The organism is Streptomonospora wellingtoniae (genome assembly GCF_031845375.1).
GTDB lineage: Bacteria > Actinomycetota > Actinomycetes > Streptosporangiales > Streptosporangiaceae > Streptomonospora > Streptomonospora wellingtoniae.
On sequence record NZ_JAVREK010000022.1, the window covers coordinates 78,946 to 102,435 of the forward strand.

Here is a 23,490-nt window from a genome sequence, read left to right on the forward strand (position 1 = left end):
GCTGCTGCACTCGGCCGGGTGCGAGGGGCTCTGACCCTTGCCCGGATCGTGTTCAGGCCCGGGCGGTGGCGGTCTCGCCGGGCCGCAGATGAGCCATCAGCTCGTCCAGACGTTCGCGGTCCTCGGGTACGGTGCCGTCGCCGAGCGGGTACCAGAGCGCGGGTGCGAACCGCGGGCCGAGCTCAATCGGCTCCACCGGGGCCGATCGGGCGTGCGGCAGGCCGATCGTGCGCACGGTGTCGGGGCCGAGCCCCAGACCCACCGGTAGGCACGGGCCGCCGTCATGCGGCGCGCGTGTGAGGTCGCCGAGGCCGCGTCGGCGCTGCACGCGCACCGCCTTCAGCTCGCCCTCGACGGCCAGCTCCTCGACCAGGCCGGTCACCGCATCCAGGTCCGGGAGGACGCCCGGCGGGTGCGCGACGGCGAGCGTGATCGACTCCTTCACACCCTCGTCGACCCGGCTGACGCTCAACGTGCCGGAGATCGGGCGCGCGGCATCGGGCGGGCCGAGGACCACGAACCGCGAGTTGTCAGGGGCGCGCCGCCGCGCGAGGGCCGTGACGTCGTCGCGGTTCCACACCATGGGGGCGGGCTCGGCGGTGCCCCACAGGGCGGGGGCCGATCCCGCGCAGGTCCGGGTGAGGAGTTCGACCTCAGCGCCAAGGCGGAGGTCGTGGTCGGCGGCGTGCAGCACGTCGAGGTCGACCAGCAGATGCTCGGCCGGATGGTCCGCAGCGTCCTGGCCGGCCTCCGCGCCGTCGCCGAGGTAGTGCGGGTGGGGCGCGAGGTCGGCGGGCTTCGACGCGTCGACGATGAAGCCGGCCTTCTCGTGCCAGGTCAGCGGGAGACCGACGTGCCCGTCGTAGTAGTCGCCCTCGTGCGCCCGTACGACCCACCGGGCCATCGGGTTCTCCAGGAGCGCGGCCAGCTCGTTGGTGAGGCGGGTCTGGGCAGGTGTGAGGAGCTGGAAGCCGCGGCCGGCGCGACCGTGCGCGGCGACGGCGTCGGCCAGCCAGGTGGACAGCGGGACGACCGGGCGGTCCTGGACGGCGATCGCGACGCGGTCGGTGGCGCGCGTGACGGCGGGGTGGTCGGTGGTCCCGGTCAGCAGCGGTTCGTCACGGTCGAGCCGAGGTTCGGCCTGCCAGACGCGGCCCCCGAACTCGGCGGCGAGCGAGTCGGCGAACCGCCGCACCATCCCGGCGGTATCGGGCACACCGGCCTCGGTCTCGGCGCCGCGCGCCTCGACCCACCAGGGTTGGGCGGGCAGGGAGTCACCGACACCCGAGCCGAGCAGCCGCTCGGCCTCATGCGATGTAGCCAACCGCTGCCCGGCCTGCGCGGCGGCGACCGGCCGTCCGGAGTCGTCCCGCAGCTCGACGACGGCGCCGTCCGCCACCGTGCGCACGCGGAGCGCCCGCCCGGCCTGCACAAGCGCACGCGTCATCCCGCGCATAGTCGGCCGCCGGTCCAGCAGGGCGACCACGTCGTGTGTCATGGCGAGCCTCTTTCTGAGCCGGCGATCGGAGAGAGCCGGGACGAGCGTTCGTCGGACGCCGCCGACATCGATTCCACCGGAAGCTCCGTGAAGTCAACCGCCATAACCTGACCACGAAAACTCAGAGAGTTTCCCCCCGATCGATCGCAGCCAAGGTTTCGGCATCGAGGGGGACAATTGGGTCGGCCGCACGAAAATCCCGCGGTCGACCCTTTTTTATACCCGAAGTACCGACCTCGAAGTACCCCTGAGATATCTTAAACCCATGCCCTCGTTCATACATGAGCAAAAGTGGATCGTAGGGACAGGGAAGATTCGCGGTTACTTGCCCAGCAGACCTCAGTGCCTCGAAGTGCAGAGCGTTCAAACACGTCTCCTCCACCACCGGCGGCTCATATACCGGAATCGCGTCTTTGATTTTGGCGACCAACTCGGGCGCAGCCCGCACACCCGGATTCACCATTGCGGCAGCATCCCCCGCGGGCCAGTCAAGGTCCGAATAGGCGCCAACCCAAAAAGAGAACCGCCGGAGATACTCATGCAGAAGACTGAGTTGGGATTTTTGCCTGCTTTTCTCTTCAGGGAAATTGAACGTCGCGATACGCTCGGCGAGCAGGGCGACAGAGTCGTTCATCGATCAAGCTCCCGCAGTACGTGGTCTACCACTTCATCCAAGTTGGAGAGGTCCTCCCTGACCTCGAAGCCAGGGCGACTCAACCCTATGTCATCCATAGATGCGAAGATATTCGGCCCGTGATCAGCCAGCGCGAGATCATGCGCACCAAAGTGGCGAGGACTCGCATTCGGGCGCCCAATATTATCGTAATAATCGGGGTGCGTCGAGCGGTACCGATAGCCGTGCTCCATATAGGCACTCTCTGTTCCCTCATGCATAAGAAGCCGCCGGAATGCTTCGGCATCTTTGGGATCGGAATCCAACGTTCCGTTGGCTGCAGCCTTCCACTGGCGACCGATATCAATTAGCGGACTAAACTTGGCTACCTTGTGGGAGTTCGGATCGGTGGCAATGACATGCTCCCGATAGAAGAGATGCTGTTTAACACGGTCGAGGAGATCTCTAGGGTACCCCGTATTTTGGGCGATCGCTTCAGTGTCCCCCTCCCATTCTTGGATCTCATGATAGTCAATCAACGCTTTCCTGGAATCCGGTGGCTCCGCGTAAACATTCCCCTTGTCATCGTAGAAGTATCCTTCGGCGTCGACAAATGTTCGAATACCCTTGATCGGCCGCCCCTGATAATCCTCTCCCATAAAGCGTTCGTCGCCCCGCGGCATGAGAGTGTCCTCCAGCGGAGGATCGTCCAGTGGTTCCGGCGCGTTGTCGTGCCCCCGGATCGAGATATCGTCGCCTGCCCCTTCCGGGACCGGGTCCGGACGGGTCCCCTCGCTACCACCGAGACGCGGCCGCGAATGAAGGCCCGCATCCTCGGAGGGGTTTCCATCGGCGACCTCCACCTCGGCGGGAGTTGCGTCTCCCTCGGGTCCGTCACCGCCCTCGCCCGGCTCGTGGTGGCGCAACTCCATTCCGTCGGGCGTGACCGGCACCCGTGAACCCTCGTCGGGGCTCTCCGGGCCACCGCGGGCGCCGTCGCCTTCCGCGTTCTCCAGGGCCTCGATGCTCCACGGGTCGTCGCCGTCGAGTTCGGCCATACGGCCGTCGTCGACCGCGTCCATGTCGTCGCCGAGATCCTCGTTGCGCCGCGCCACCTGGGCGAACTCGTCGTCGACCTCCTCCGTCGTGGGGTCGAGGCGCGACGGGTCCTGCTGCTCGGTCGGCTGCTCGGCGCCGGCGGGGCGCTGCGCTTCCGGTGGCTCCTGCTGCTCCGGCGCCGACGACGAGGGCCGGTCCCCCTCCTGCGCGTCCGGCTCCGCGGGGCGCTCCGGCTCCGGCTCCGGCTCCGGCGCATCGGGCCGCTCCGATGCCGGATCCGATCCGTAATCCGGTGCGGGGTCGGGCTGCGGGGTCCAGCGCGGCGACGACGGGCGCTGGGCGTTCTCCAGCCCTTCCAGCGACTCGTTCATGTCGCCGATGCGGGAGAGGCCCAGGTCGCCGTCGGGACCGATCTCCGGTGAGGGCTCCGGGCTCCCGCCGGACCCGTCCGAATTCAGTCCCGGCACGCGGCCGTCGCCGTGCTGCCTGGAGCCGCCCGCGTCGGCATCGGCGTCGGCATGGACGTGCGGACCTCCGCCCGAGTCGAACGACCCGCCGCCGCGCCCCGCACCGCCGAGGATCTTCGCGACGCGCGAGAGAGTCATCGGCACACCGGCGACGGCGCCCACGCCGGTCATGCTCAGCGCCACGCCGCCGGCCACGTGGCTGGCGTTGGTGTAGAGCGTCCCGAACGCGTAGCCCGGCCGCTCGCCCAACTCCGTCCACGGGAAGATCCCGTGCGCCGTGCTCTTCCAGGCCTCCGCGGCCACCCCGAGGCGGCGGCCGTCCCGGGTCCAAGTGCCGGCCTGCGGGTTCCAGACGCCGATCAGGGCGCCGGTTCCGGCGGCGGCGTCGGTCCAGTAGGAGGCGGCGTTATCGCCCCAGCCGCCGGTGAACCACCCCTGGTCGCCGTGCGCGCCGACCATGCCGCCCGCGTCCTCGACCGCGCCCAATGTCACGTCGGCGCCCGCATACCCCCAGTCCGTCCAGAAGTAGTGGTCCGATCCCTGCGGATTCCCCCACGGAGTCGGGCCGTCCGTGAGCGCCTCCGACGTGCCGTAGACCTCCTGGTTGCGGCCCGGCTCGGTGCCGCCTTGCGGGTCCGCACCGATGAAGGTGGTGCCGCCCTTGAACAGGCCGGTGATCTTGTTGGCGCACTCGCGCTCGGCCTCCTGGTACTGGTGCGTCCACGTGGCGACCCGGTCGAGCAGGGCGTTGTGTTCGGCGACCTTGTCGCTGGGGCGGCCGAGGATGTCGCCGTCGTCCCAGGAGTCGTCGCCCTCGACTGAGTCGACGAAGTTCTGCGCGTCCTGCTTGGCGACTTCGAGTTTCGCCTTCAGGTCGCGGGCCGTCTCTGCGAAGGTCTCCAGTGCCGTGGCGACCTCTCCCAGGTCGCCGTCGACCTCGTCGCCCTTCTCGGCGACCGGGTCGACCACGGACAGCAGCGTGTCGTCCTCCGGCGCGGTGTAGCAGGACTCCAGCCCTGCCCACGAGCCCTTGATGTCCTGGCCGGTCTGGGCGATCTTGCCGCCCTGCTTGCGGATGTCGGAGGCGGCTGTCTCCAGAGCCTCGGGGTCGACCTCGGGAATCGAGATGCTGGACGGGTCGATCAGGTCGGTCACTCGGCTGTCCTCGCGGGGGCTTCGGGGACGGGGTGCGCGCCGGCGCGGGGGCGCCGCCGGGCGCGGGGCATGTCGGGGCGGGTGTCAGCCGGTCAGGGGTCCTCGACGGTTCCCGCGTTGGACTGGGCTTCGGCGGCCATGTCCAGGTTCCCGTTGACGTAGTGCATGGCGGCGTCACCGGCGCCTTTCACCGCACTGGATCCCAGGCCGACCATGTCTTTGACCAGGCCGAAGCAGTGCGTGGAGAACTCCTGCAGCGCCGTGCCGATGGGGGCGCTCTTCGCCGCGGCGCCGGCGTCGTCGAGCGCGGTTCCCAGCGACTTCGAGTGCAGGCTCAATCCTTCGGTCTGCTCCTCGTCACCGATGTGGCCGGCCACCGTGGTGAGCACACCGGATATCTCCTCCGGTTTCAGATCCCATCCCGGCACGTCAGCACCACTCCCTTCGTGTCGCCGCCCGTGCACGGCCGACCGGCACGGCGCGGGGGGCACCGCGGCGGCCGGACCGGCGCCGTCTACTCGTAAGGCGGGCGCGTCCGGCGGGGCGGGGCACATGGGGCACTGCACCGTATGTCCGAGTCGCCGCCGGTTCACGACTTTCCTCCGTAACCGAATCATGCCGCACCGTCAGCGAACGGGGCGAACGGGTTCCGATGCCCACGGAGGCGGGGCAGAACGGCGAACGCGCAGGTCCCGGCTGGAGGCGACCGAGTTTCGGGCTGCGATCTCCGCATGTCAAGTGATGTCCATTACTGTCCGAAACCGGACAGGCCTCGCCCGGTGATCGCTGCCCGCCGCTGCGCCCATGGCCGCAGGGCCACGCCGCTCAGCCGAAGCTGCGCCGATAGGTGTGCGGGCTGACACCGGTCGTCCGCTTGAAGCGGTCGCGAAAGGCCGTCGGGGAGCCGAAGCCGACCTGGCCGCCGATGCGCTCGACGGAGTGCCGCGTGGTCTCCAGCAGGTGCTGGGCCTGGCGGATGCGGGCGCGGTGCAGCCACTGCAGCGGGGTGGTGCCGGTCTGCTCGCGGAAGCGGCGGATCAGCGTCCGGGTGCTGGTTCCGGCGCGGGCGGCGATGTCGGCCAGAGTCAGGTCGGCGGCCAGGTTCTCCTGCAGCCAGGCGAGCAGCGGTTCGAGGGCCGACCCCTGGGGAGCGGGCGCGTGGTCGTGCACGATGAACTGCGACTGCCCGCCCTCGCGCTCCAGAGGCATGACGGACAGCCGCGCGGCGTCGGCCGCGACCGCCGAGCCGTAGTCGCGGCGGATCATGTGCAGGCACAGGTCGAGACCGGCCGCGGCGCCGGCCGAGGTCAGGATCTGCCCGTTGTCGACGTAGAGGACGCCGGGGTCGACGTCGATGTCGGGGTGAGCGGCTGCCAGGGCGTCGGCCGCTGCCCAATGGGTGGTGGCGCGCAGGCCGCCGAGGAGGCCGCTCGCCGCCAGGGGGAAGGTGCCCGAACAGATGGAGGCGATACGCGTACCCTGTGCGGCCGCCGCCCGCAGCGCGTCGCGCACCGCGGACGGCAGGGGGGTGGCGGGTGCGGCGGTCCCGGGCACGATGACCGTGTCGGCGCCTTCGAGCCCGTCCAGCCCCCAGGGTGCGCGCAGGGTGAAGGCACCCGCGTCGACCTCCGGCCGCTCGGCGCACACGCGGATCTGATAGCCGGGCCGCCCGTCGGGGAGCCGGGTACGGGTGAACGTCTCGATCGGCGTGGCCAGGTCGAACGGGATCACTCGGTCCAGCGCGAGAACGGCGACAGTGTGCATGGCAAGAAGATACTCGGACACCGGGGCTCTCTGATCGGACATGCGGCGCTGAGGTGATCTTCCGACCAGTTCACAGCACATAAGACGCTTCTGGCGTTATTCCGTTGGAACCTGTCGTTCGCGCCACTGTGTGGCGGCTGCGCCGACCGCTAGCGTCAGTCGCGACATCGGCTCAGGCCGCACCCGCAGCATGCGAGGGACCCGGTTCATGCACACCCAGATCGTCCTCTTCGACGGCTTCGACCCACTCGACGTCATCGCCCCGTTCGAGGTGTTCCAAGCAGGCGGCACCGCCTCGGGCGGCCGAGTGAGCGTCGAGCTGGTCAGCGCCGAAGGGCCGCGCGAGGTGGTCGGCGGTTCCGGGGCCCTGGCGCTGCGCGCCGCGGCGGCGCTCGACCCCGCCCGCCCCGGACTGGTTCTGGTGCCGGGTGCCGCCGGGCGCGTCGGAGAGCCGGGCGAGGTCCCCGACGCCGACCCCCTCCCCGCCTCCGCCCTCCGCTCGGACGCGGCGGAGCGGCGTCAGGAGGGGCGCCGGGACGCGCCTCGGGACGAGCCCGTCCCGGCGCTGCTGGCCCGCACGCTGGCCACGGAGCTACCCGACATGCTCGCCGAGGCAATGCGGAATCCGCGGGTGACCGTCTGCGGTGTGTGCGGCGGCTCGCTCATCCCGGCGATGGCCGGGCTGCTGGAAGGACGCCACGCCACCACCCACCACCTGGGCCTGGACATGCTCGACGCCACAGGCGCCCACGCGGTGCCGGCCCGCGTCGTGGACGACGGCGACCTGGTGACCGGCGGCGGCGTCACCTCCGGCCTCGACCTGGCCCTGTACATGCTGGAGCGCGAGGTCGGCCCGCAGATCGCGCACGCCGTCGAGGACCTCTTCGAGCACGAGCGCCGCGGCACCGTGTGGCGGGACCGGGGCCCGTCCCCCGCCGCCCTCTGACGCCGAGCGCGCCTGCACGCTCCGCGCCCTCGCGCCCGTCCCCTCGCCGTGCGCCCTCTCACCCCGCATGCCGCATACCGCATCCGCCCGCCGCTACGCGCGGGAGCGCGCCGCTTCGCACCGCGCCGCGCCCGCCCCTTGTCAGAAAGAGCAGCAGCATGCCCGTCGAAGGAACCTGGGACCTGTCCGTCTCCACGCCTGTCGGCACGATCCGCGGCGTCCTGGAACTCCGGCGCGCGCACGGCGTCCTGACCGGCGCCGCCCACGGGGCGGGAGAGGAGGTCCCGCTGACCGACGTCGTCCTGGACGGCGACCGCCTCACCTGGACGCAGGCCGTCACCAAGCCCGTGCGGCTCAACCTCGCCTTCGCGGCGGAGGTCGACGGCGGCACGCTGACCGGCACCGCCGCCGGCCGCCTCCCGGCCTCCAAGGTCACCGGGCAGCGCCGCACCGGCCGCGACGGCCACGCCGCCGCGGAGCGCTGACCACCATGACGAAGCTCTTCCTGTCCCTGCACGTCGTCGCCGCCGTACTGGCGGTCGGACCGGTCGCCGTCGCCGCGAGCATGTTCCCCGCCGCCCTGCGCCGCGCCTACAGCGCGCCGGGCGACGGCGCCGCGGTCGCGGGCCTGCGGATCCTGCACCGCATCTGCCGCGTCTACGCGGCGGTCGGGATCGCGGTCCCCGTCTTCGGCTTCGCCACGGCGAGCAGCCTCGGCGTGCTCACGAGCCCGTGGCTGGTCGCCTCGATCGTGCTGACGGCGGCGGCCGCCGCCGTCCTGGCCCTTCGGATCCTGCCCGACCAGGGTGCCGCGCTCGCCGAAGCACAGGTCCGGGAGTCCGCCGCCGCTCCGCGGGCACCGGCCCGCCTGGCCATGCTCACCGGCGTGTTCAATCTGCTGTGGGTGATCGTCACCGTGCTGATGATCGTCCGCCCCGGCTCGACCACGAGCGCATGACCGTGCGTCCGGGCCGTCTGCGCATCGCGGCGCACGCCGAACTCGTCTCGCTGGTCGCGATGCTGGCCAACCTGGCGACCGTCCACCTCGAAGCGGTGTCCGCGGTACTGGGCCCCGCCCACGGCTGCGCCTACCTGTTCGTGGTCGCCGCAGCCTGGCGTGACAAGCGCGCCGACGCCGCGGCCGGGTTCCTGGCGCTCGTCCCCGGAATCGGCGGCCTGCTCGCCTGGCGGCGGATCGCCCGCGAACGGACCTGTTGACGCCGCGGCCGCGGGGACGGCCGGGACGGCCGCGACCGCGGGCCGCCTCAGTCGGCGAAGGAGGCCCGCACCGCCGCCCTCAGATCGAACAGGCCGGTCCTCCGGCGGCCGTGGTGGACGGCGTTGGTGAGCAGGCCGACGTAGCGGCCGGTGGCGGGGTGCAGGAACAGGCTGACCCCCGTGTACCCGTGGTGGTAGACCAGTCCGTCATCGGTGACCAGCCATGCCAGGCCGCGGGAGAAGTGCTCGTCCGCCGGCACCTGCGGACGCCAGCTCTGGCGGAGGTACTCGGAGAACGCGTCCCGGCGCCCCCGCGAGCGGTCGTGCACCCGCAGCAGGTCGCGGGCGAACACGCCCAGGTCGATGGCGGTGGTGAAGACTCCGGCGTGGCCGCCGACGCCGCCCATCAGCGCGGCGGCCTCATCGTGCACGACGCCCCAGGTCGGAGCCGTGCCGGGGATACGGCGCTCGGTGGGCGCCACCGCCGGTGAGCGCGGCAGCGGGCCGTAGGTGGTCGAGGGCATGCCGGCCACCGACCACAGCTCGCCCGCCAGCCGGTCCAACGGGTCGCCCAGCAGCCGTTCCAGCAGCAGCCCGAGCAGGATGAACCCGCGGTCGATGTAGCGGTAGCCCTCCTCGTCCAGCGGCTCGGCGAGGATCGCCTCGGCGAGGTCCTCCTCGGTGCCGACGTAGCGCTCCAGCCAGGTGACCGGGTTCAGCCGCGAGGTGTGGGTGAGGATCTGGCGCGCGGTGACCCGCCCTCCCGGGTACGGGCCGCCGGAGAAGTAGGCGCCCAGCGGCGCGTCGAGCCCGACGAGCCCTTCGGCCACCACGCGCCCCATCAGCGGCCAGGTGGCCATGACCTTGGTCAGGCTCGCGACGTCGTAGCGGACGTCGGGCGCCGCGGGGTGGTCGCCGACGGTCTCGCCGATCCCGCCGACGGAGACGAACTCCCACATGCTGTCGGTTCCGACCACGGCGGTTCCGCCCGGAAGCCACCCGGCGTCCACCATCACTTTCAGGACGCCGCGGATCTCCGCCCCGGTCTCTGCGAGCCAATCGCCGTCCAGCACGCGCCCCTCCCCTCCGAGCCCTGCCACGCCGGATACCCCGGCGGATACCCAAAGGAGAGCCGATCGTCCCGCCGCGGGTCCAGTGTCCCCACCCGAATGGCGCGGCACGTCGTGACCGAAACCCGTGCCCATTGACCTGCTCGGAAGTCGATCGGAGGTGAAACGTGCGCCCGGAACCCGGTACCCCGGCCCAGCAGTGCTGTTCGGGCTCCGATTGCGGTGCCGCGAACCCGAATAGGGGTGCGGGCCGATATTGCGGGGGCTGCAGGGGCGGCAGGGAAAGACGGACCGCGAGAGGCCACACGCGCGATCCGCGGCCCATTGCGGCCGACAGGCCCGGCGCCGTAAGCGCTCTGCCCGCTACCCCTCCCGGTCGCCGCCCGCGCCGGCCCCGCCCCGGGAACCCTCGGCCCTGCGGCGGCGCAGCCTCCCGGTCTCCCGCAGGGCCGCCTTCACCTGCGCACGCGCCCGCCGCGGCCGCGGGTCGACGGCCGCCAGCTCTCCTCCGCGCCACAGATACACGCAACGCGAGCACGGCTCCTCCGCCTTCCCGTGCAGCGCGGCGGCCTCCGCGGCGAACGCGGGCAGGGCCTTCAGCGCCCCCCGCGAGGCGAGCGGGTAGGCCAGCAGCGTGTCGTAGCGCGGCACCGCCACGAGCGCGGCGTCGCCCTCATCCTCGGCGAGCAGCTCGTCCAGCTCGCTGAGCAGCACCGTCACATAGGCGCTTCCCGGCTTGGTGACCACGCGCACCTCGCCCCCGGAGGCCAGCGGGCGCGTGAAGTCGACGACGTCGGCCAGCTCGCGCTCGCGCGTCTGGCGCAGCGCGTAGCCCAGCCGCCGCAGCTGCAGCAGCCCGGCCCGGTGCCGGGTCAGCGGTGCGCCGTATTCGGGGTGCTCCACCACCACCAGGGCGTCGAAGTGCTCGCCTGCCGGGGTCCACACCAGTTCGCGGCGCCGCTCCTCGGACATGGCCGGCACCAGCCGGATGCGCAGCAGCTCGCGCACATCGCCCAGCAGCTCGATCTCGGCGACGGCCATCGCGGCACGGTCGGCGGTCTCGCGCAGCCAGGAATCGACCACTCCCGGCCACTCCGCCCGCTCGGCCGTCGCGCAGCGCTCCAGCAGCCCCCAGGTCGACGCGCTCAGCTCGGTCCAACCGAACCCGAGCACCACCGCCGAGGTCTCCCGGTCGAAGCCGGCGCCGGGCAGCGAGACCGGCAGCAGGCCTTCAAGCAGCGCGTGGACGTCGCCGGCGATCTCCAGCTCGTGCACGAACCGTCCCCTCCCTCCTGCTCCGACGCGCGGCGCCCTTCCGCGGCTCCCTCCCGTCCGCCTCCGGCGGACCGCGGCCCGCACCTCGGGGCCGCTCGGGATTACCGTATGGGAGGAGCCCACTGCGCCGAATAGGATCGTCCCCGTCCAGGCGGAAAGGAGCGCTGGTGACCACCCGCGTAGTGCATCGGCCGGCACGAACCGTCCACCCCTCGCCCCAGCGCGAGCCCTACGACGTCGAGGCGCCGCCGACGCTGCCCGATGGCAATGCGCAGGGCAACCAGCTCATGTCCATTCTGCCGATGATCGCCATGATGGGCTCGCTGACGGTCATGATGGTCCTGCGCAACCCCGCCTTCATGGCGCTGGGCGCCCTGGTGCTGGTGATCGCGCTGTGCGCCGCACTCGGCATGCTGCTCTCCCGGCGGGGCCAGGCCGCGCGCCAGCGCCGCAACCAGCGCGAGCTCTACCTGGAGTACCTGGAGGAGCTGCGCGAGGACCTCAGCGGCCGCGAGGACGAGGCCCGCGACTACGCGCAGTTGCTCGACCCTCCCCCGGCAGCCCTCTATGACATCGTGCGCGACCCCACGCGGCTGTGGGAGCGCCGCCGCAGGGACCGCGACTTCCTGCGGGTGCGGCTGGGCACGGGGGCGATGCCGGGCCAGGCGCTGCGGCTGGGCGAGCGCGGGTCGGCGCTGACCCCGACCGACCCCTTCATGCTGTCGGAGGCCCAAGCCGCCATCCGGCGCTTCGAGCACGTGCCCGAGATGCCGCTGACCCTGCCGCTGGACATGACCGGCAACATCAGCGTCATCGGCGAGCGCGCCGACGTGCTGCGGGTCATGCGCTCCCTGATCGCGCAGTTCGCCGTGTTCCACGCGCCCGAGGACGCCTCGCTCGCGGTGGCCCACCCGTCGTCGGCGGCGGCCGACTGGGAATGGGTGAAGTGGCTGCCGCAGGCGCTCGACCACGAGCGCCGCGAGCACGGCGCCTACGCGCGGCTGATCGCGCCCACCCCCGCCAAGCTCGGCACGCTGCTCGCCGACGACCTGCGCGCCCGCACCGACTTCGCGGCCGAACTCCGGCGCGGCATGGGAAAGCGCGAGGCCTACCAGACGATGCGCCGCCTGATCGTCGTGCACGACACCCACGGCTCGGTCGCCGAGGAGCTGGTGCGCCCCGACGAGGCGGTCCCGCCCGCGGCGCTCGGCGCCACCGTCATGCACCTTGCCGCCACGCAGATCCACGAGCCCGGCGACGTGAGCGTGCGCATCACCGTCGACGGCGACCGGGTCCGCATCGAGGACCTGCGCAGGGACGACCCCGCGAGCGCCGTCGGCACCGTCGACGGCGTCGGGGTCGGCGACATCACCGGCCTGGCGCGCATGCTGGCGCCGCTGCGGCTCTCACGCGAGTCCGTCGAGGAGGCCGCTGCGGAGAGCGGCAGCTCCGACTTCACCGCGATGCTGGGCGTGGACGACCCCGGCGACATGGACGTGGCCCGGCTCTGGGCGCCACGCAGCGAGCGCGGGTTCCTGCGGGTGCCCATCGGCGCCGACGATCTCGGGCAGCCGATCATCCTCGACCTCAAGGAGTCCGCGCAGCTGGGCATGGGGCCGCACGGGCTGTGCGTGGGCGCCACCGGCTCCGGCAAGAGCGAGATGCTGCGGACCCTGGTGATCGCGCTGGCGGCCTCGCACCCGCCCGAGCGGGTCAGCATGGTGCTGGTCGACTACAAGGGCGGCGCGACCTTCGCCCCGTTCGAGGAGATGCCGCACGTCGCCGGGGTCATCACCAACCTGGAGGACGACGCCGCGCTGATCGAGCGCGCCTACTCCAGCCTCTCCGGCGAGGTGCAGCGGCGGCAGCAGGTGCTGCGCGACGCCGGCAACGTCGCCAACATCGGCGACTACCACTACAAGCGCGCCCACGACCCCAGCCTGCCGCCGCTGCCCCATCTGCTGGTCATCATCGACGAGTTCGGCGAGCTGCTGACCGCGCGCCCCGACTTCATCCAGCTGTTCCTGTCGATCGGCCGCATCGGGCGCAGCATCGGCGTGCACCTGCTGCTGTCCAGCCAGCGCATCGAGAGCGGCAAGCTGCGCGGCCTGGACACCTACCTGTCCTACCGATTGGGCCTGCGCACGTTCTCCGAGGAGGAGAGCCGCACGGTCCTGGACACACCCGACGCCTTCCACCTGCCCGCGCTGCCGGGGTTCGGCTACCTCAAGGTCGACACCAGCGTCTACCAGCGGTTCAAGGCGGGCTACGTGTCCGGCGCGTACCGCGGCCAGGTGGCCGCCGAGGAGGCCGACGAGCGGGAGGGCCCGCCGCCGGTGTATCCCTACACGGCCTACAACGGCGCCGGAGGCGCCCAGCAGGGCGTCCAGGCCGAGGCCTCCGAGGACGAGGAGTCGGCGCTGCCCGACCGCACCGTGGGCCCGACCCTGCTGGACGTGATGGTCGACCAGCTGACCCGGGTCGGACGGCCCACCCGCAGCGTGTGGCTGCCTCCGCTGCCGTCGGCAACCACGCTGGACGCGGTGACCGGGCCGGTGCGCATCGCCGACGAGGCCATGCGGCTGCCCGAGCCGCCCGGACCGATGCAGGTCCCCGTCGGGCTGCTGGACGACGCCGCCCGCCAGTGGCAGGGCACCTGGAGCATCGACCTGTCGGCCTCGGGCGGGCACTTCGCGATCATCGGCGGCCCGCAGACCGGAAAGACCACGCTGCTACGCACCATGGTGCTCTCGCTGGCGCTGACGCACACCCCCGACCAGGTGTCCTGCTACGCGCTCGACCTTGTCGGCGGCGGCCTGCAGGCTCTCGCCGACCTGCCGCACGTGGGCGGGGTGGCCGCGCGCACCGACGCCGAGCGCGTGCGCCGCACCGTCGAGGAGGTGCGCGGCATGCTGGAGCGGCGCCAGGAGGTGTTCCGCGACCGCGGCATCGACTCCATCCAGCAGCTGCGCCGCAGGCACGCCCGCGGCGAGGTGCCGGAGCTGACCAGCGCCGACGTCGTGCTGCTCATCGACGGCTACGGCGCGATCCGCAGCGACTTCGAGGAGATCGATGACACGGTCAAGGACCTGCTGCAGCGCGGCGGCGGCTACGGCGTCCACGTCGTTGCGGCCATGCTGCGCTGGAACGACGTCCGCATCGCGATGCAGTCCAACTTCGGGCAGAAGATGGAGCTGCACCTCAACGACCCTTCCGACTCCTCGGTGGACCGCAAGCTCGCCGAGACCCTGGGCGCCGACACGCCGGGCCGGGCGCTCACCGACCAGAAGCTCTTCGGCCAGGTCGCACTGCCGCGCGTGGACTCGCTGGCCGAAGACGACAACCTCGGCGAGGTCGTGGAGAAGACCTGCCGCGCCATCGGCACCGCGTGGAAGGGGACGACGGCTCCGCCCGTCCGGATCCTGCCGCACCAGCTGCCCGCGGCCACGCTGCCGGGTCCCGAGACCGAGCGCACCCAGGTGCCGATCGGCGTCGACGAGCAGGGCCTCGAACCCGTGCTGCTGGACCTGTTCGACCGCGACCAGAACCTGCTGGTGCTGGGCGACGGCGAATGCGGCAAGACCAACCTCCTGCGGCTGGTGGCCGAAGGGCTCATCGCCCGCTATCCCTCCGACCAGGTCGTATTCGCGGTCATGGACCCGCGCCGCACGCTGCGCAACGTCATCCCCGAGGAGTACCTGGGCGGCTACGCCAGTAACGCGCGGGTGTGCCAGGGCCTGGCCGGGGGGGTGGCCAAGGAGCTGGAAGGGCGCATGCCCGACGACGCCGACCCCGACTCGGCGGACACCGGGACGCTCGGCGGGCCGCGCATCGTCGTCCTCGTAGACGACTACGACCTGCTCACCACCGCCGGCCAGAAGCCGCTCACCCCGTTCGTGCCGTTCGTGTCCAACGGGCGCGACATCGGCCTGCACTTCGTCCTCGGCCGCCGGGTGGCGGGCGCCGGGCGCGGGCTGTACGACCCGCTCGTGCAGGCCATGCGCGAGACCGGTGCCAGCTCCCTGCTGATGTCGGGCGACCGCAGCGAAGGACAACTCTTCCCCAAGATCTACGCCAACTACCAGCCCCCCGGGCGAGGACGGTGGATCCGCCGGGGCCGGTCCCCGCGTCTCATGCAGACGGCGATTCTGGACGCGGATGCCGGGACGGGAGACGAGAGCCGGTGACATACGACGTTGTCGCGCTGGTGCGCGGGGCGCCCGACGTGCGGGCCCTGGTGGACTCCATGGTCGACGCGGGGCCCGAGCTGAAGGTCGCGAGCGCGGGTGAGGGCGCCGTCGTCCGGCTCACCGACGATTCCGGACGCTCGCTGCTGGCGATTGAGGCGGCCCAGAAAGTCGAAGTGCCCGACGAGGTCGTTCGGCTGCTCGGAGCCCGGGCGGCCGCGGACATGCCCGACCCGTGCTGGTGGGTGGAGGCGCGCGCGCCGGGGGCGGGCGACGACGCGGCGGACCTTGCGCACCGGTTCGCCGACTCCCTGTGCGGACGGCTGGGCGGCACGGTCTGGCCGCAGCGTGCGGCAGCGACCCCGGCGCCGTCGGCGCCCGCAGCCGGCGAGGCCGACGGGGGGAGGGGTTGACCATGGTCGCCGACCACCCCGCCGTCGACACCGACACCGAGCAGGCCGCCGTCGTGGTGCAGGACCGCGCCGTCGTTCCGCTGTCGTCGTGGCTGACCGACGCGCTGGCGGCCTGCGGCGCAGCGGACAGGTCGCTGCAGGTGCTCACCTCCCCCGATACGCGCCTCACCCTGCCGCTGCGCACCGTCCTGCAGAACCCGAAGGCGCGGTGGGTCGTCGAGGAGTCCGACGGCAGCGGCTACTTCGACGGGTTCTCCGGCGTGCCGCTGGCCTGGGACCGGCGGGCCGGGTTCGTGGTGGGCAAGAGCCACCGGGTGCAGCACGGCCCCACGCCGACGTTCATGCGCCCCGTCGCGGAGCCCGGTAGCCAGCTCTGGATCGACCTGCGGCTGCGGCACAAGGCCCGCGAGGGCCTGGTCCTGGGCACGGGGGTCGAACTGCTGGCTCAGGCGTTCGGCGGTGCGGACCCGGCCGGCTGGGGCACCAGCGAGCCGGCGCTGTCGCCGTGGGACACCGCGCGGCTGACGGCGCTGTGCCGGCGCCGGTCGCCGCAGTCGACGTGGACGGTATTCACCGGTCCGGGGGCCGCAGAGCGCCCGTTCATCGGCACCCACCGGTCGACGCGCGTCGTCGAAGGGGTCAAGGAGGTCGTCACCTTCGCCGTGGGCCACCCGGAGGGGGTGGAGCCCCCGCTGGAGCGGCTGCGCGGGGTGGTCCGGGAGCTCAGCGAGCGCAAAGCGCTGACGAGCATGACCGTCCAGCGGTTCGCCGGCCGGGCGGACCTGACCTACCCGCCGGTGTGGTCGGGCGTTCCCGTACCGGTGGGCATGGCGATCGGGGCGGAGACTGTGGCCGAGATCGGGATCACCCATGCCGAAGGCGCCCCCGCCGCGGGGGAGCGTGTGGGCCCCTCACGCGCTCCAGCGATGTGGTATCCGCTCGGCGACGGCACCGATCCCGAGACCTGGAACGAGTTCCGCGTGCTGATGAGCCATCTCCAGCCGGAAGGCGCCGGGCGGCCGGGCTGAGCACGCGCCGACCACCCCGGCGCGCCCGGCTGCGCCGCGCCGGCCCGAACCTCCGCGACCAGGAAGGACCTCCCGTGAGCGACACCCGCAGCCCGGAACCGACCGAGACGGAGCGGCGCGACCGAGCGGCGGGCGTGCTGCTCGGCGCTGCCTGCGGGGACGCGCTGGGCGTGCCCTACGAGTTCGCTGCGCGGCTCGGGCCCGAAACGCGCCCCGAGATGGTCGGCGGCGGGCTGGGGCCCTACCGGCCCGGCGAGTACAGCGACGACACGCAGATGGCGGCCTGCATCGCCCGCGCGTTCGCCGGGGCGCCGCACGCGGGCGCGGACGGAGCGAGCGGAGCGGAAGGAGCGGGTGCCCGGGCGGCGAACGCTCCGGGCGGGGCCGAAGGCGGCGGCGCTGTCGGCGGCGCGGCGCTCGACGCCGTCGCCGACAACTTCCTGACCTGGATGTCCGAGGGTGCCAGCGACATCGGCAACCAGACCCGCGCGGTGCTGGGCGCGGCCGTGTCGAAGCGCGGTGCGCCCGGCGTGGCCGAGGCGATGCTCGCGGCGGCGCGCGACCGCTACGAGGCGGGCGTCCCCAGCGCCGGCAACGGCTCGCTGATGCGCACCGGGCCGGTCGGGCTGTGCTTCCCGGACGACCCGCAGCGCACCGCCGACGCGGCGCGCCTGATCAGCCGCCTGACCCACGCCGACCCGCTCGCCGAGGAGGCGTGCGTGCTGTGGTGCGAGGGCGTCCGCCGCGCTGTGCTCGGCGGCGGCTTCGAGGGGGTGCACGCCGGCCTGGACCTGCTTCCCGCCGACCGTCGCGACCACTGGGCGGCGCGGCTGGCCGAGGCGGAGCAGGCGCCGCCGCACGCGTTCAACCCGAACGGGTTCGTGGTGACGGCGCTCCAGGCCGCCTGGTCGGCGATCACCGCCGCGCAGGGTGAAGGCGCGGACCACCTCGTCGCCGCCCTGGAGAACGCCGTCCGGGCGGGCGACGACACCGACACCGTCGCCGCGATCGCCGGGGCCCTCCTCGGCGCCCGCTGGGGCGCCTCGGCGGTCCCCGCCCGCTGGCGCGCTTCGGTCCACGGCTGGCCCGGCCTGTCGGCCGACGACCTGGAGGACCTGGGCCGAACCCTTGCTCCAGCACCGTTGATCTTGTAGCTATCGTCACTGGAAATCGTTTTCCATCACGATAGCTACAAGATCGGCGGGGTTCGGGCGGACCACACCTTGGCGGCCTTGAATCCCTCCTTGACGCCCTGGGCGCTAAACCGGCGCAGGAAGGACGCGCCGTTCGTGCGGACCCCCGTGTAGAGGTAGCCGATCACCACACCGCCCAGTTCCACGGAGAGGTAGCGCACCGGCCCCGATACCTTCGTCGCGTAGCCCACTCCGAGGCCCCCGTTCCCAGTGCTCTCCGGTGGGATGCGGCCGACATTCGAGGACGAAGCCGACCGCGCCGTCGCTCCCTGGACAAGCCGGAGCCCCCGCCCTCTCCTATGCGCCGCGCCTCCTCGGCGTGCCCCGGCGGCTGAGAGGGCTTTGCGGCCGGGGAGGCTCCTGCCTAAGCCTTGAGCTGGGCGACACCCTGCGCCTCGGCCTCGGAATCGGGGACGATCCATCCCGTGCTCTTGCCGCCGACATTCGCCTCCACGAGTTCCGCTACCGCCTGGGACGGCGTCAGCCCGCGCTGCCGGGCCGCCGCCAACCGGTCGTACCAGTAGGCCCCTGCGTTGAAGGCGTCGTCTCCCTCCGCTTCCCTCGCCACATACCCGGCGGCGTTCTCCGCATCGCTGTACCAGAGATAGCCGAGTACAGGGCCCTCGCCCTGCTGCCTGGCCACCTTCACGTAGCGCACCACACCCGACGAGCTCCCCGAAAAACCCAACGACTCGCCGACCTGAACAAAGTGCACGTCTTCGGTCGCTCTGCGGAAGTCCCGATCGTCAACACCCATGTGCCCAAGCCTTTCGATCTCTTGCCACTAGCCGGGGGGCACGACCTCACCGTAGATCTGCCACTGCCCGCCGGAGCGGATCGCGTCATGGACGCGGTAAGTCACGCCGCGGCCCAGGAGCAGCTCCCGCTCCGCTCCGCCGGCGGCAGCCTTCTCCACCCACAGGGCCGGGGTTCCCGCGGGGACCCGCAGATGCAGGACCGCTTCCTTCCAGCCGAACACGCCGCCCGGACGGCCCAACGACGTGGACAAGTATCCCGGGTCGGTGAAGCCGTCGGGATCGTTGCGCATGTTCTGCGGTTCAACGCTGAGGTGGCCGAGTCCCGTTCCGCGCGAGATCACGACGTCTTCCGGGATCGGGCGGCCTGCCAGCGCCTTGTCGATGTTCTCGATGTCGTGCTCGACCGCTGGGTCGAAGGGACCGCCCTGCCGCAGCTGCCCGTTGATCTCGCGGTAGGTGGGGTAATGCGGCTTGTCCCGAGTGTAGTCGGTGATCGCCGCACGCTGCTCATAGGGCAGGTTCTCCACGTAGTCGTTCCAGTAGCCCCGTCCGTACCGACTCGCCTCCGCATTGTTGCTGAACGTTCGGGCGCCATCCGACACGAGCGCTTCGGCACGGTCGATCCGCTGCTCGGGGGAGAGGCTCGTCAGGTTGTCCGGGGAAGCGGACTCCGCGGGGTCGGACGTGGCGCCGTCCTCCGGCGTCGGATCACCGTCGCCATCCGGAACCCCGTCCCCGTCCGGGGCCGTATGGCCGTCGCCGTCCGGCGTGCTGTCGCCGTCGGGGACGCCGTCGCTGTTCCCGTTGCCTCCGCCGCTCGGGGTGTTGTCGCCGGCGTCGATCGGGTCGCCGCCACCGACGGGGGTCGGCTGGGTTTCGAAGCCCTCGGCCTCGTCCAGCGAGTCCTGGATACCGTCGAGCTGCTGCTGGTCGATGTCGAGGTCGTCCAGCTGGTTCTGCAGGCCCTGGGTGGTCTGCCCAGGGTTGTCGCCCAGCCGGCTCGCGTCCTGGAGGTCGACGTCGGCGTCGGGGCGGTTGGCGTCCACATCCACGTCGCCGTTGCCCCCGACCTTGCGCGCCCCCTTGGCCAGCGCCTTGACCACACCGGCACCGCCCACGAACATGCTGCCCACGTTGCAGATCGTCTGCGTGATCACATATCCCGGCCGATCGCCCCATTCACGCCAGGGCACGATCGCGTGCGCGAACTCCGTCCAGCCGTTGCCGAGGTTGCTGCCCCACTCGCCCCAAGAACTGACACCCCACCCGTTCTCCCCGTACAGGCCGACCAGACTGCCCAGGCCGGCCAGGGTGTCGCCCCAGTTGTTCTTGAGATTGCTGCCCCACTCGCTCCACGAACCGACGCCCCAGCCGTCCTCGCCGTACAACCCGACCAGACTGCCCAGGTCCTCGGCGAAACCGACACCGAAGTCCTTCACACCGTTCCAGGCATCCTCATACCAGGGCGCGTCGTACTCCTGCGGCGTCGCCCACGGCGTCTCGATGCCCTTCAGCGCCTCGGTCGTGCCGTGCGCCTCCTCGTTGGGGCCCAGGTCGGTCTCGCCGCCAGGCTCCTGGGCCACGAACGTGGTGCCGCCGAACAGCGACGTGATCGCGTTGGCGCAGTCGCGCTCGGCGCTCTGGTACTCGAACACGGCTTGGAGGATGTCGTTGTTCAGGTCGTTGTGCTCGTTGACCTTGTCCTCGTCCTCGCGCCAGTCGTCGTCGCCCTCGACGTCGGACACGAACGACTCGGCGTCGGCCTTCAGCGCCTTGAGCCGCGCCTTGATCGGCCGCACTTCCCCCGCGAACGTGATCAGCGCGGTGCCGACCTTGGTGACGACCCCGTCGAAGTCGTCGCCTTTCGTGGCGACGGGGTCGATCGCCGCGAACAGCGTCTCCGCCTCCGGGGCGGCGTAGATCCCTTCGAGTCCCTTCCAGGAGGACTTGATGTCCTGCCCGGCCTGGGAGACGTCGGTGCCGTCGCTCTTGAGGTTCTCCCCCGCGGTCTCGACCGCGTCGCAGTCGACCTGGGGGACGGGCACCTCGTCTGGATTGATCACGCCACTCAAAGCTGCACCGCCGGAACTCGCCGAACCTCGTCACTCACGCGCGCACGACCGCAGGACAGGGGGTCGTCACCAGGAGACCACCCACTCCGGGGCTCCCGGTACTGGCCGTTCGTTTCCGGCCAGGAAACTCTGTAGGTCGCGGTCTGCCGATTCCTTCTCTCCACGCCCGCCCTGCCGGAACCGGCGCGCGGCCGACGATCCGTCGGCTCGGGCCCGCATCGGGTCGTCCACCGCGCTACCGCAGACACCGCTGCTCTCCGTTCCGTTCGCGCAAGGCAGCCGCTCCCCTTCGGACATGCACCGCCCGGGGAATGCCGCGAATCACCTGCACTACGCATATCAGGCTTCCTCCGCCGCCACGTCTGCCTCACCTTTCGCATCCGCGAACCAGCACCCCCGCATGCCACCGAACGCCACCAATAAGATCCGGAGGGTGAAATAGCACCAGCAGGTCGACGAGAGTAGGTACGCGGATGGACGCGTTCACACTGCCCGACTTCTACCTGTCGCACCCGGCCCGGATCAATCGGCACGTCGAGCGGTCCCGCCGGCACACGATGGAATGGGCGCGGCGGATGGGCATGCTCGACACCCCGGCGCCCCGAGGCGGACTGGTGTGGGACGAGCACGACCTCGCCGTCATGGACTACGCACTGCTGTGCGCCTACACCCATCCCGACTGCGACGGATCCACCCTCGACCTGGTCACCGACTGGTACGTCTGGGTGTTCTTCTTCGACGACCACTTCCTGGAGATGTTCAAGTACACCGGCGACCTCGCCGGCGGCCAGGACTACGTCGACGGCCTCGAACGCTTCATGACCGCCGACGGCGAGGACCCGCCCGAGCCCGCCAACGCCGCGGAGGCGGGGCTGCGCGACCTCTGGCAGCGCACGGTGCCGCACATGTCCGACGACTGGCGCCGGCGCTTCATCCTCAGCACGCACAACCTGATGGTCGAATCCATGTGGGAGCTCGACAACATCAACCGCAACCGGGTCGCCAACCCGATCGAGTACATCCAGATGCGCCGCCGGGTCGGCGGAGCGCCGTGGTCGGCCAACCTGGTCGAGGTCGCCGCGGGCGCCGAGGTCCCGCCGCAGCTCGCGGGCTCGCGGCCGATCTCCGTTCTCGTCGACACCTTCGCCGACGCCGTGCACCTGCGCAACGACCTGTTCTCCTACCAGCGCGAGGTCCGCGAGGAGGGCGAGAACTCCAACGCCGTACTCGTCCTGGAGCGGTTCTTCGACTGCTCCACACAGGAGGCCGCCGAGCTGGTCAACGACCTGCTCACCTCGCGGATGCTGCAGTTCGAGGACACCGCCCTGGTCGAGACCCCCGCGCTGATGGCCGAGCACGGCCTGCCGCCGGACCAGCAGGCGGCCGTCGCCGCGTTCGCCAAGGGACTGCAGGACTGGCAGGCGGGCGGCCACGAATGGCACGCCCGCTCCAGCCGGTACATGAACAACGGCGCAACCGCGCGCTCGGGCGGTCTCGCCGGACCGACCGGCCTGGGCACCTCGGCCGCGCGCCCGGCCCTGTCCTCCGTCGAGCCGGGCCTGCGCCGCAGGTCGCGTCAGCACGCCCAGCCGCTGCTCCCGCAGGTCGGCGAGCTGCAATGCGAACCGATGTACATGCCCTTCCCCCTCGTCCGCAGCCCGCACCTGGACGACGCCCGCGCCTACGCGGTGGGCTGGGCCCGCGACATGGGGATGCTGGAGCGCGTACCCGGCACCGACACCGGCGCGGTCTGGAGCGAGCAGGACTTCATCGACCTCGACCTCGCCTACTGCGCGTCGATGATCCACGCCGACGCCGCACGGGAGCAGCTCTACCTCTCCAGCGACTGGCTGGCCTGGGGCACCTACGGCGACGACGCCTATCCCAAGTGGTTCGGCGCCACCCGGAACCTCGAAGCCGCCAAGGTCCAGACCGAGCGGCTGCCGCTGTTCATGCCGCTGGAGACCGAGGAGGATCAAGCCCCCGAGCCGGCCAATCCGCTCGAACGGGGCCTGGCCGACCTGTGGCTGCGCACCGCGGGTCCGATGAAACCCGAGGCGCGCCGCAGCTTCCGAGCCGCGGTGCAGACCATGGTCGAAAGCTGGCTGTGGGAGCTGCACAATCAGGCGCTGAACCGCGTTCCCGATCCCGTCGACTACATCGAGATGCGCCGGCGCACCTTCGGCTCGGACATGACCATCGGACTCTCGCGCCTCGCGCACGACGAGGAGATCCCCGAGGGGATCTACGGGACTCGTACGCTGCGCGAGCTCGAAACCGCCGCGCAGGACTACGCGTGCTTCCTGAATGACCTGTACTCCTACCAGAAGGAGATCGAGTTCGAGGGCGAGGTCCACAACATGGTCCTGGTCACGGAGAACTTCCTCGACACCGGCCGCGAGACCGCGCGCGACATCGTCGTCGACCTCGCGCGCGCCCGCATGGAGCAGTTCGAGCACATCCTTGCCACCGGCCTCCCTGACCTCCTCGACGCCTGGAGGCTCGACGACCGCGCCCGCGCGATCATCACCGGCCACGCCGAGGGGCTCAAGTACTGGATGTCGGGGATCTTGGAGTGGCACCGCGCGTGCCTCCGCTACAAGGGCGACTACCTGCGGCGCAAGCACGCCCCGGATCCGAGGACGGGGTTCTCGTGGGGGCCGACCGGGCTGGGGACGTCGGCGGCCCGTCTGGGGCGGTCACCGTCGACCGCCGCGGGGGGTGTTCGGAGCTGACCCGGTGCGCGGGCGGGGCCGGGCCCCGCTGCCCAGGCG

At 71.6% G+C, this 23,490-nt stretch carries 19 protein-coding genes; 9 read left to right on the forward strand and 10 right to left on the reverse strand.

Annotated features, from left to right (window positions below; all coding sequences use genetic code 11):
* Nucleotides 1-52: 52 nt before the first annotated feature.
* The 5 genes from RM446_RS18985 to RM446_RS19005 all read right to left on the reverse strand — a co-directional run bounded on the left by RM446_RS18985 (nt 53) and on the right by RM446_RS19005 (nt 6,556).
* Entirely contained in the window at nt 53-1,498 is a 1,446-nt protein-coding gene (locus tag RM446_RS18985) for a DUF6177 family protein (RefSeq protein WP_311546699.1), read from the reverse strand.
* Between the two features lie 121 nt (nt 1,499-1,619).
* Nucleotides 1,620-2,132 (reverse strand): hypothetical protein, encoded by a 513-nt coding sequence (locus RM446_RS18990; protein ID WP_311546701.1) that lies wholly within the window; start codon nt 2,130-2,132, stop codon nt 1,620-1,622.
* On the reverse strand, nt 2,129-4,792 hold the full coding sequence (locus RM446_RS18995) for a hypothetical protein (RefSeq protein WP_311546702.1): 2,664 nt from the start codon (nt 4,790-4,792) through the stop codon (nt 2,129-2,131). The genes RM446_RS18990 and RM446_RS18995 overlap by 4 nt, the downstream gene beginning before the upstream one ends.
* Before the next feature lie 92 nt (nt 4,793-4,884).
* Entirely contained in the window at nt 4,885-5,256 is a 372-nt protein-coding gene (locus RM446_RS19000) for a DUF6507 family protein (protein ID WP_311546703.1), read from the reverse strand.
* A gap of 361 nt (nt 5,257-5,617) precedes the next feature.
* Nucleotides 5,618-6,556 (reverse strand): GlxA family transcriptional regulator, encoded by a 939-nt coding sequence (locus tag RM446_RS19005; RefSeq protein ID WP_311546704.1) that lies wholly within the window; start codon nt 6,554-6,556, stop codon nt 5,618-5,620.
* Between the two features lie 208 nt (nt 6,557-6,764).
* Here RM446_RS19005 and RM446_RS19010 point away from each other — a divergent pair, with 208 nt between their 5' ends.
* From RM446_RS19010 to RM446_RS19025, 4 genes are all read left to right on the forward strand, one after another.
* Nucleotides 6,765-7,502 (forward strand): DJ-1/PfpI family protein, encoded by a 738-nt coding sequence (locus tag RM446_RS19010; protein ID WP_311546705.1) that lies wholly within the window; start codon nt 6,765-6,767, stop codon nt 7,500-7,502.
* A 158-nt stretch (nt 7,503-7,660) separates the two neighbouring features.
* Nucleotides 7,661-7,987, forward strand: coding sequence for a hypothetical protein (locus tag RM446_RS19015; RefSeq protein ID WP_311546706.1), 327 nt, complete (start codon nt 7,661-7,663; stop codon nt 7,985-7,987).
* A 5-nt stretch (nt 7,988-7,992) separates the two neighbouring features.
* On the forward strand, nt 7,993-8,460 hold the full coding sequence (locus tag RM446_RS19020; protein WP_311546707.1) for a DUF2269 family protein: 468 nt from the start codon (nt 7,993-7,995) through the stop codon (nt 8,458-8,460).
* Nucleotides 8,457-8,720 carry a hypothetical protein gene (locus RM446_RS19025; RefSeq protein WP_311546708.1) on the forward strand — a complete coding sequence of 88 codons (264 nt, stop codon included), beginning with the start codon at nt 8,457-8,459 and terminating at the stop codon, nt 8,718-8,720. The genes RM446_RS19020 and RM446_RS19025 overlap by 4 nt, the downstream gene beginning before the upstream one ends.
* 47 nt (nt 8,721-8,767) lie before the next feature.
* On the opposite strand, the gene RM446_RS19030 is transcribed toward RM446_RS19025, so the two are convergent.
* Nucleotides 8,768-9,793 (reverse strand): serine hydrolase domain-containing protein, encoded by a 1,026-nt coding sequence (locus tag RM446_RS19030; RefSeq protein WP_311546709.1) that lies wholly within the window; start codon nt 9,791-9,793, stop codon nt 8,768-8,770.
* Nucleotides 9,794-10,153: 360 nt separating this feature from the next.
* Nucleotides 10,154-11,065, reverse strand: a complete 912-nt coding sequence (locus RM446_RS19035) for a hypothetical protein (RefSeq protein ID WP_311546710.1) — start codon at nt 11,063-11,065, stop codon at nt 10,154-10,156.
* Nucleotides 11,066-11,232: 167 nt separating this feature from the next.
* On the opposite strand from RM446_RS19035, the gene eccCa reads away from it, so the two are divergent.
* From eccCa to RM446_RS19055, 4 genes are all read left to right on the forward strand, one after another.
* Entirely contained in the window at nt 11,233-15,252 is a 4,020-nt protein-coding gene (gene eccCa, locus RM446_RS19040) for a type VII secretion protein EccCa (protein WP_311546711.1), read from the forward strand.
* Nucleotides 15,249-15,665 carry a hypothetical protein gene (locus tag RM446_RS19045; protein ID WP_311546712.1) on the forward strand — a complete coding sequence of 139 codons (417 nt, stop codon included), beginning with the start codon at nt 15,249-15,251 and terminating at the stop codon, nt 15,663-15,665. The genes eccCa and RM446_RS19045 overlap by 4 nt, the downstream gene beginning before the upstream one ends.
* 2 nt (nt 15,666-15,667) lie before the next feature.
* Entirely contained in the window at nt 15,668-16,693 is a 1,026-nt protein-coding gene (locus tag RM446_RS19050; protein ID WP_311546713.1) for a DUF6177 family protein, read from the forward strand.
* Between the two features lie 74 nt (nt 16,694-16,767).
* Nucleotides 16,768-17,847, forward strand: a complete 1,080-nt coding sequence (locus RM446_RS19055; RefSeq protein WP_311546714.1) for an ADP-ribosylglycohydrolase family protein — start codon at nt 16,768-16,770, stop codon at nt 17,845-17,847.
* A 35-nt stretch (nt 17,848-17,882) separates the two neighbouring features.
* Here RM446_RS19055 and RM446_RS19060 read toward each other — a convergent pair whose 3' ends face one another.
* The 3 genes from RM446_RS19060 to RM446_RS19070 all read right to left on the reverse strand — a co-directional run bounded on the left by RM446_RS19060 (nt 17,883) and on the right by RM446_RS19070 (nt 20,707).
* Nucleotides 17,883-18,077 carry a hypothetical protein gene (locus RM446_RS19060; protein ID WP_311546715.1) on the reverse strand — a complete coding sequence of 65 codons (195 nt, stop codon included), beginning with the start codon at nt 18,075-18,077 and terminating at the stop codon, nt 17,883-17,885.
* A gap of 173 nt (nt 18,078-18,250) precedes the next feature.
* The gene (locus RM446_RS19065) at nt 18,251-18,643 is read right to left on the reverse strand and encodes a hypothetical protein (RefSeq protein ID WP_311546716.1); all 393 of its coding nucleotides are present in this window, start codon (nt 18,641-18,643) and stop codon (nt 18,251-18,253) included.
* A gap of 27 nt (nt 18,644-18,670) precedes the next feature.
* Complete coding sequence (locus RM446_RS19070; RefSeq protein ID WP_311546717.1) at nt 18,671-20,707, reverse strand: ADP-ribosyltransferase; 2,037 nt, start codon at nt 20,705-20,707, stop codon at nt 18,671-18,673.
* A 482-nt stretch (nt 20,708-21,189) separates the two neighbouring features.
* On the opposite strand from RM446_RS19070, the gene RM446_RS19075 reads away from it, so the two are divergent.
* Nucleotides 21,190-23,451 (forward strand): terpene synthase family protein, encoded by a 2,262-nt coding sequence (locus RM446_RS19075; RefSeq protein ID WP_311546718.1) that lies wholly within the window; start codon nt 21,190-21,192, stop codon nt 23,449-23,451.
* Nucleotides 23,452-23,490: the final 39 nt, after the last annotated feature.

Bases quoted from the DNA above. Each gene is read 5' to 3' on its own strand.
- RM446_RS18985 (WP_311546699.1), bottom strand. From the start codon at position 1,498: ATGACACACGACGTGGTCGCCCTGCTGGACCGGCGGCCGACTATGCGC.
- RM446_RS18990 (WP_311546701.1), bottom strand. From the start codon at position 2,132: ATGAACGACTCTGTCGCCCTGCTCGCCGAGCGTATCGCGACGTTCAAT.
- RM446_RS19005 (WP_311546704.1), bottom strand. From the start codon at position 6,556: ATGCACACTGTCGCCGTTCTCGCGCTGGACCGAGTGATCCCGTTCGAC.
- RM446_RS19010 (WP_311546705.1), top strand. From the start codon at position 6,765: ATGCACACCCAGATCGTCCTCTTCGACGGCTTCGACCCACTCGACGTC.
- RM446_RS19015 (WP_311546706.1), top strand. From the start codon at position 7,661: ATGCCCGTCGAAGGAACCTGGGACCTGTCCGTCTCCACGCCTGTCGGC.
- RM446_RS19020 (WP_311546707.1), top strand. From the start codon at position 7,993: ATGACGAAGCTCTTCCTGTCCCTGCACGTCGTCGCCGCCGTACTGGCG.
- RM446_RS19025 (WP_311546708.1), top strand. From the start codon at position 8,457: ATGACCGTGCGTCCGGGCCGTCTGCGCATCGCGGCGCACGCCGAACTC.
- RM446_RS19050 (WP_311546713.1), top strand. From the start codon at position 15,668: ATGGTCGCCGACCACCCCGCCGTCGACACCGACACCGAGCAGGCCGCC.
- RM446_RS19065 (WP_311546716.1), bottom strand. From the start codon at position 18,643: ATGGGTGTTGACGATCGGGACTTCCGCAGAGCGACCGAAGACGTGCAC.
- RM446_RS19075 (WP_311546718.1), top strand. From the start codon at position 21,190: ATGGACGCGTTCACACTGCCCGACTTCTACCTGTCGCACCCGGCCCGG.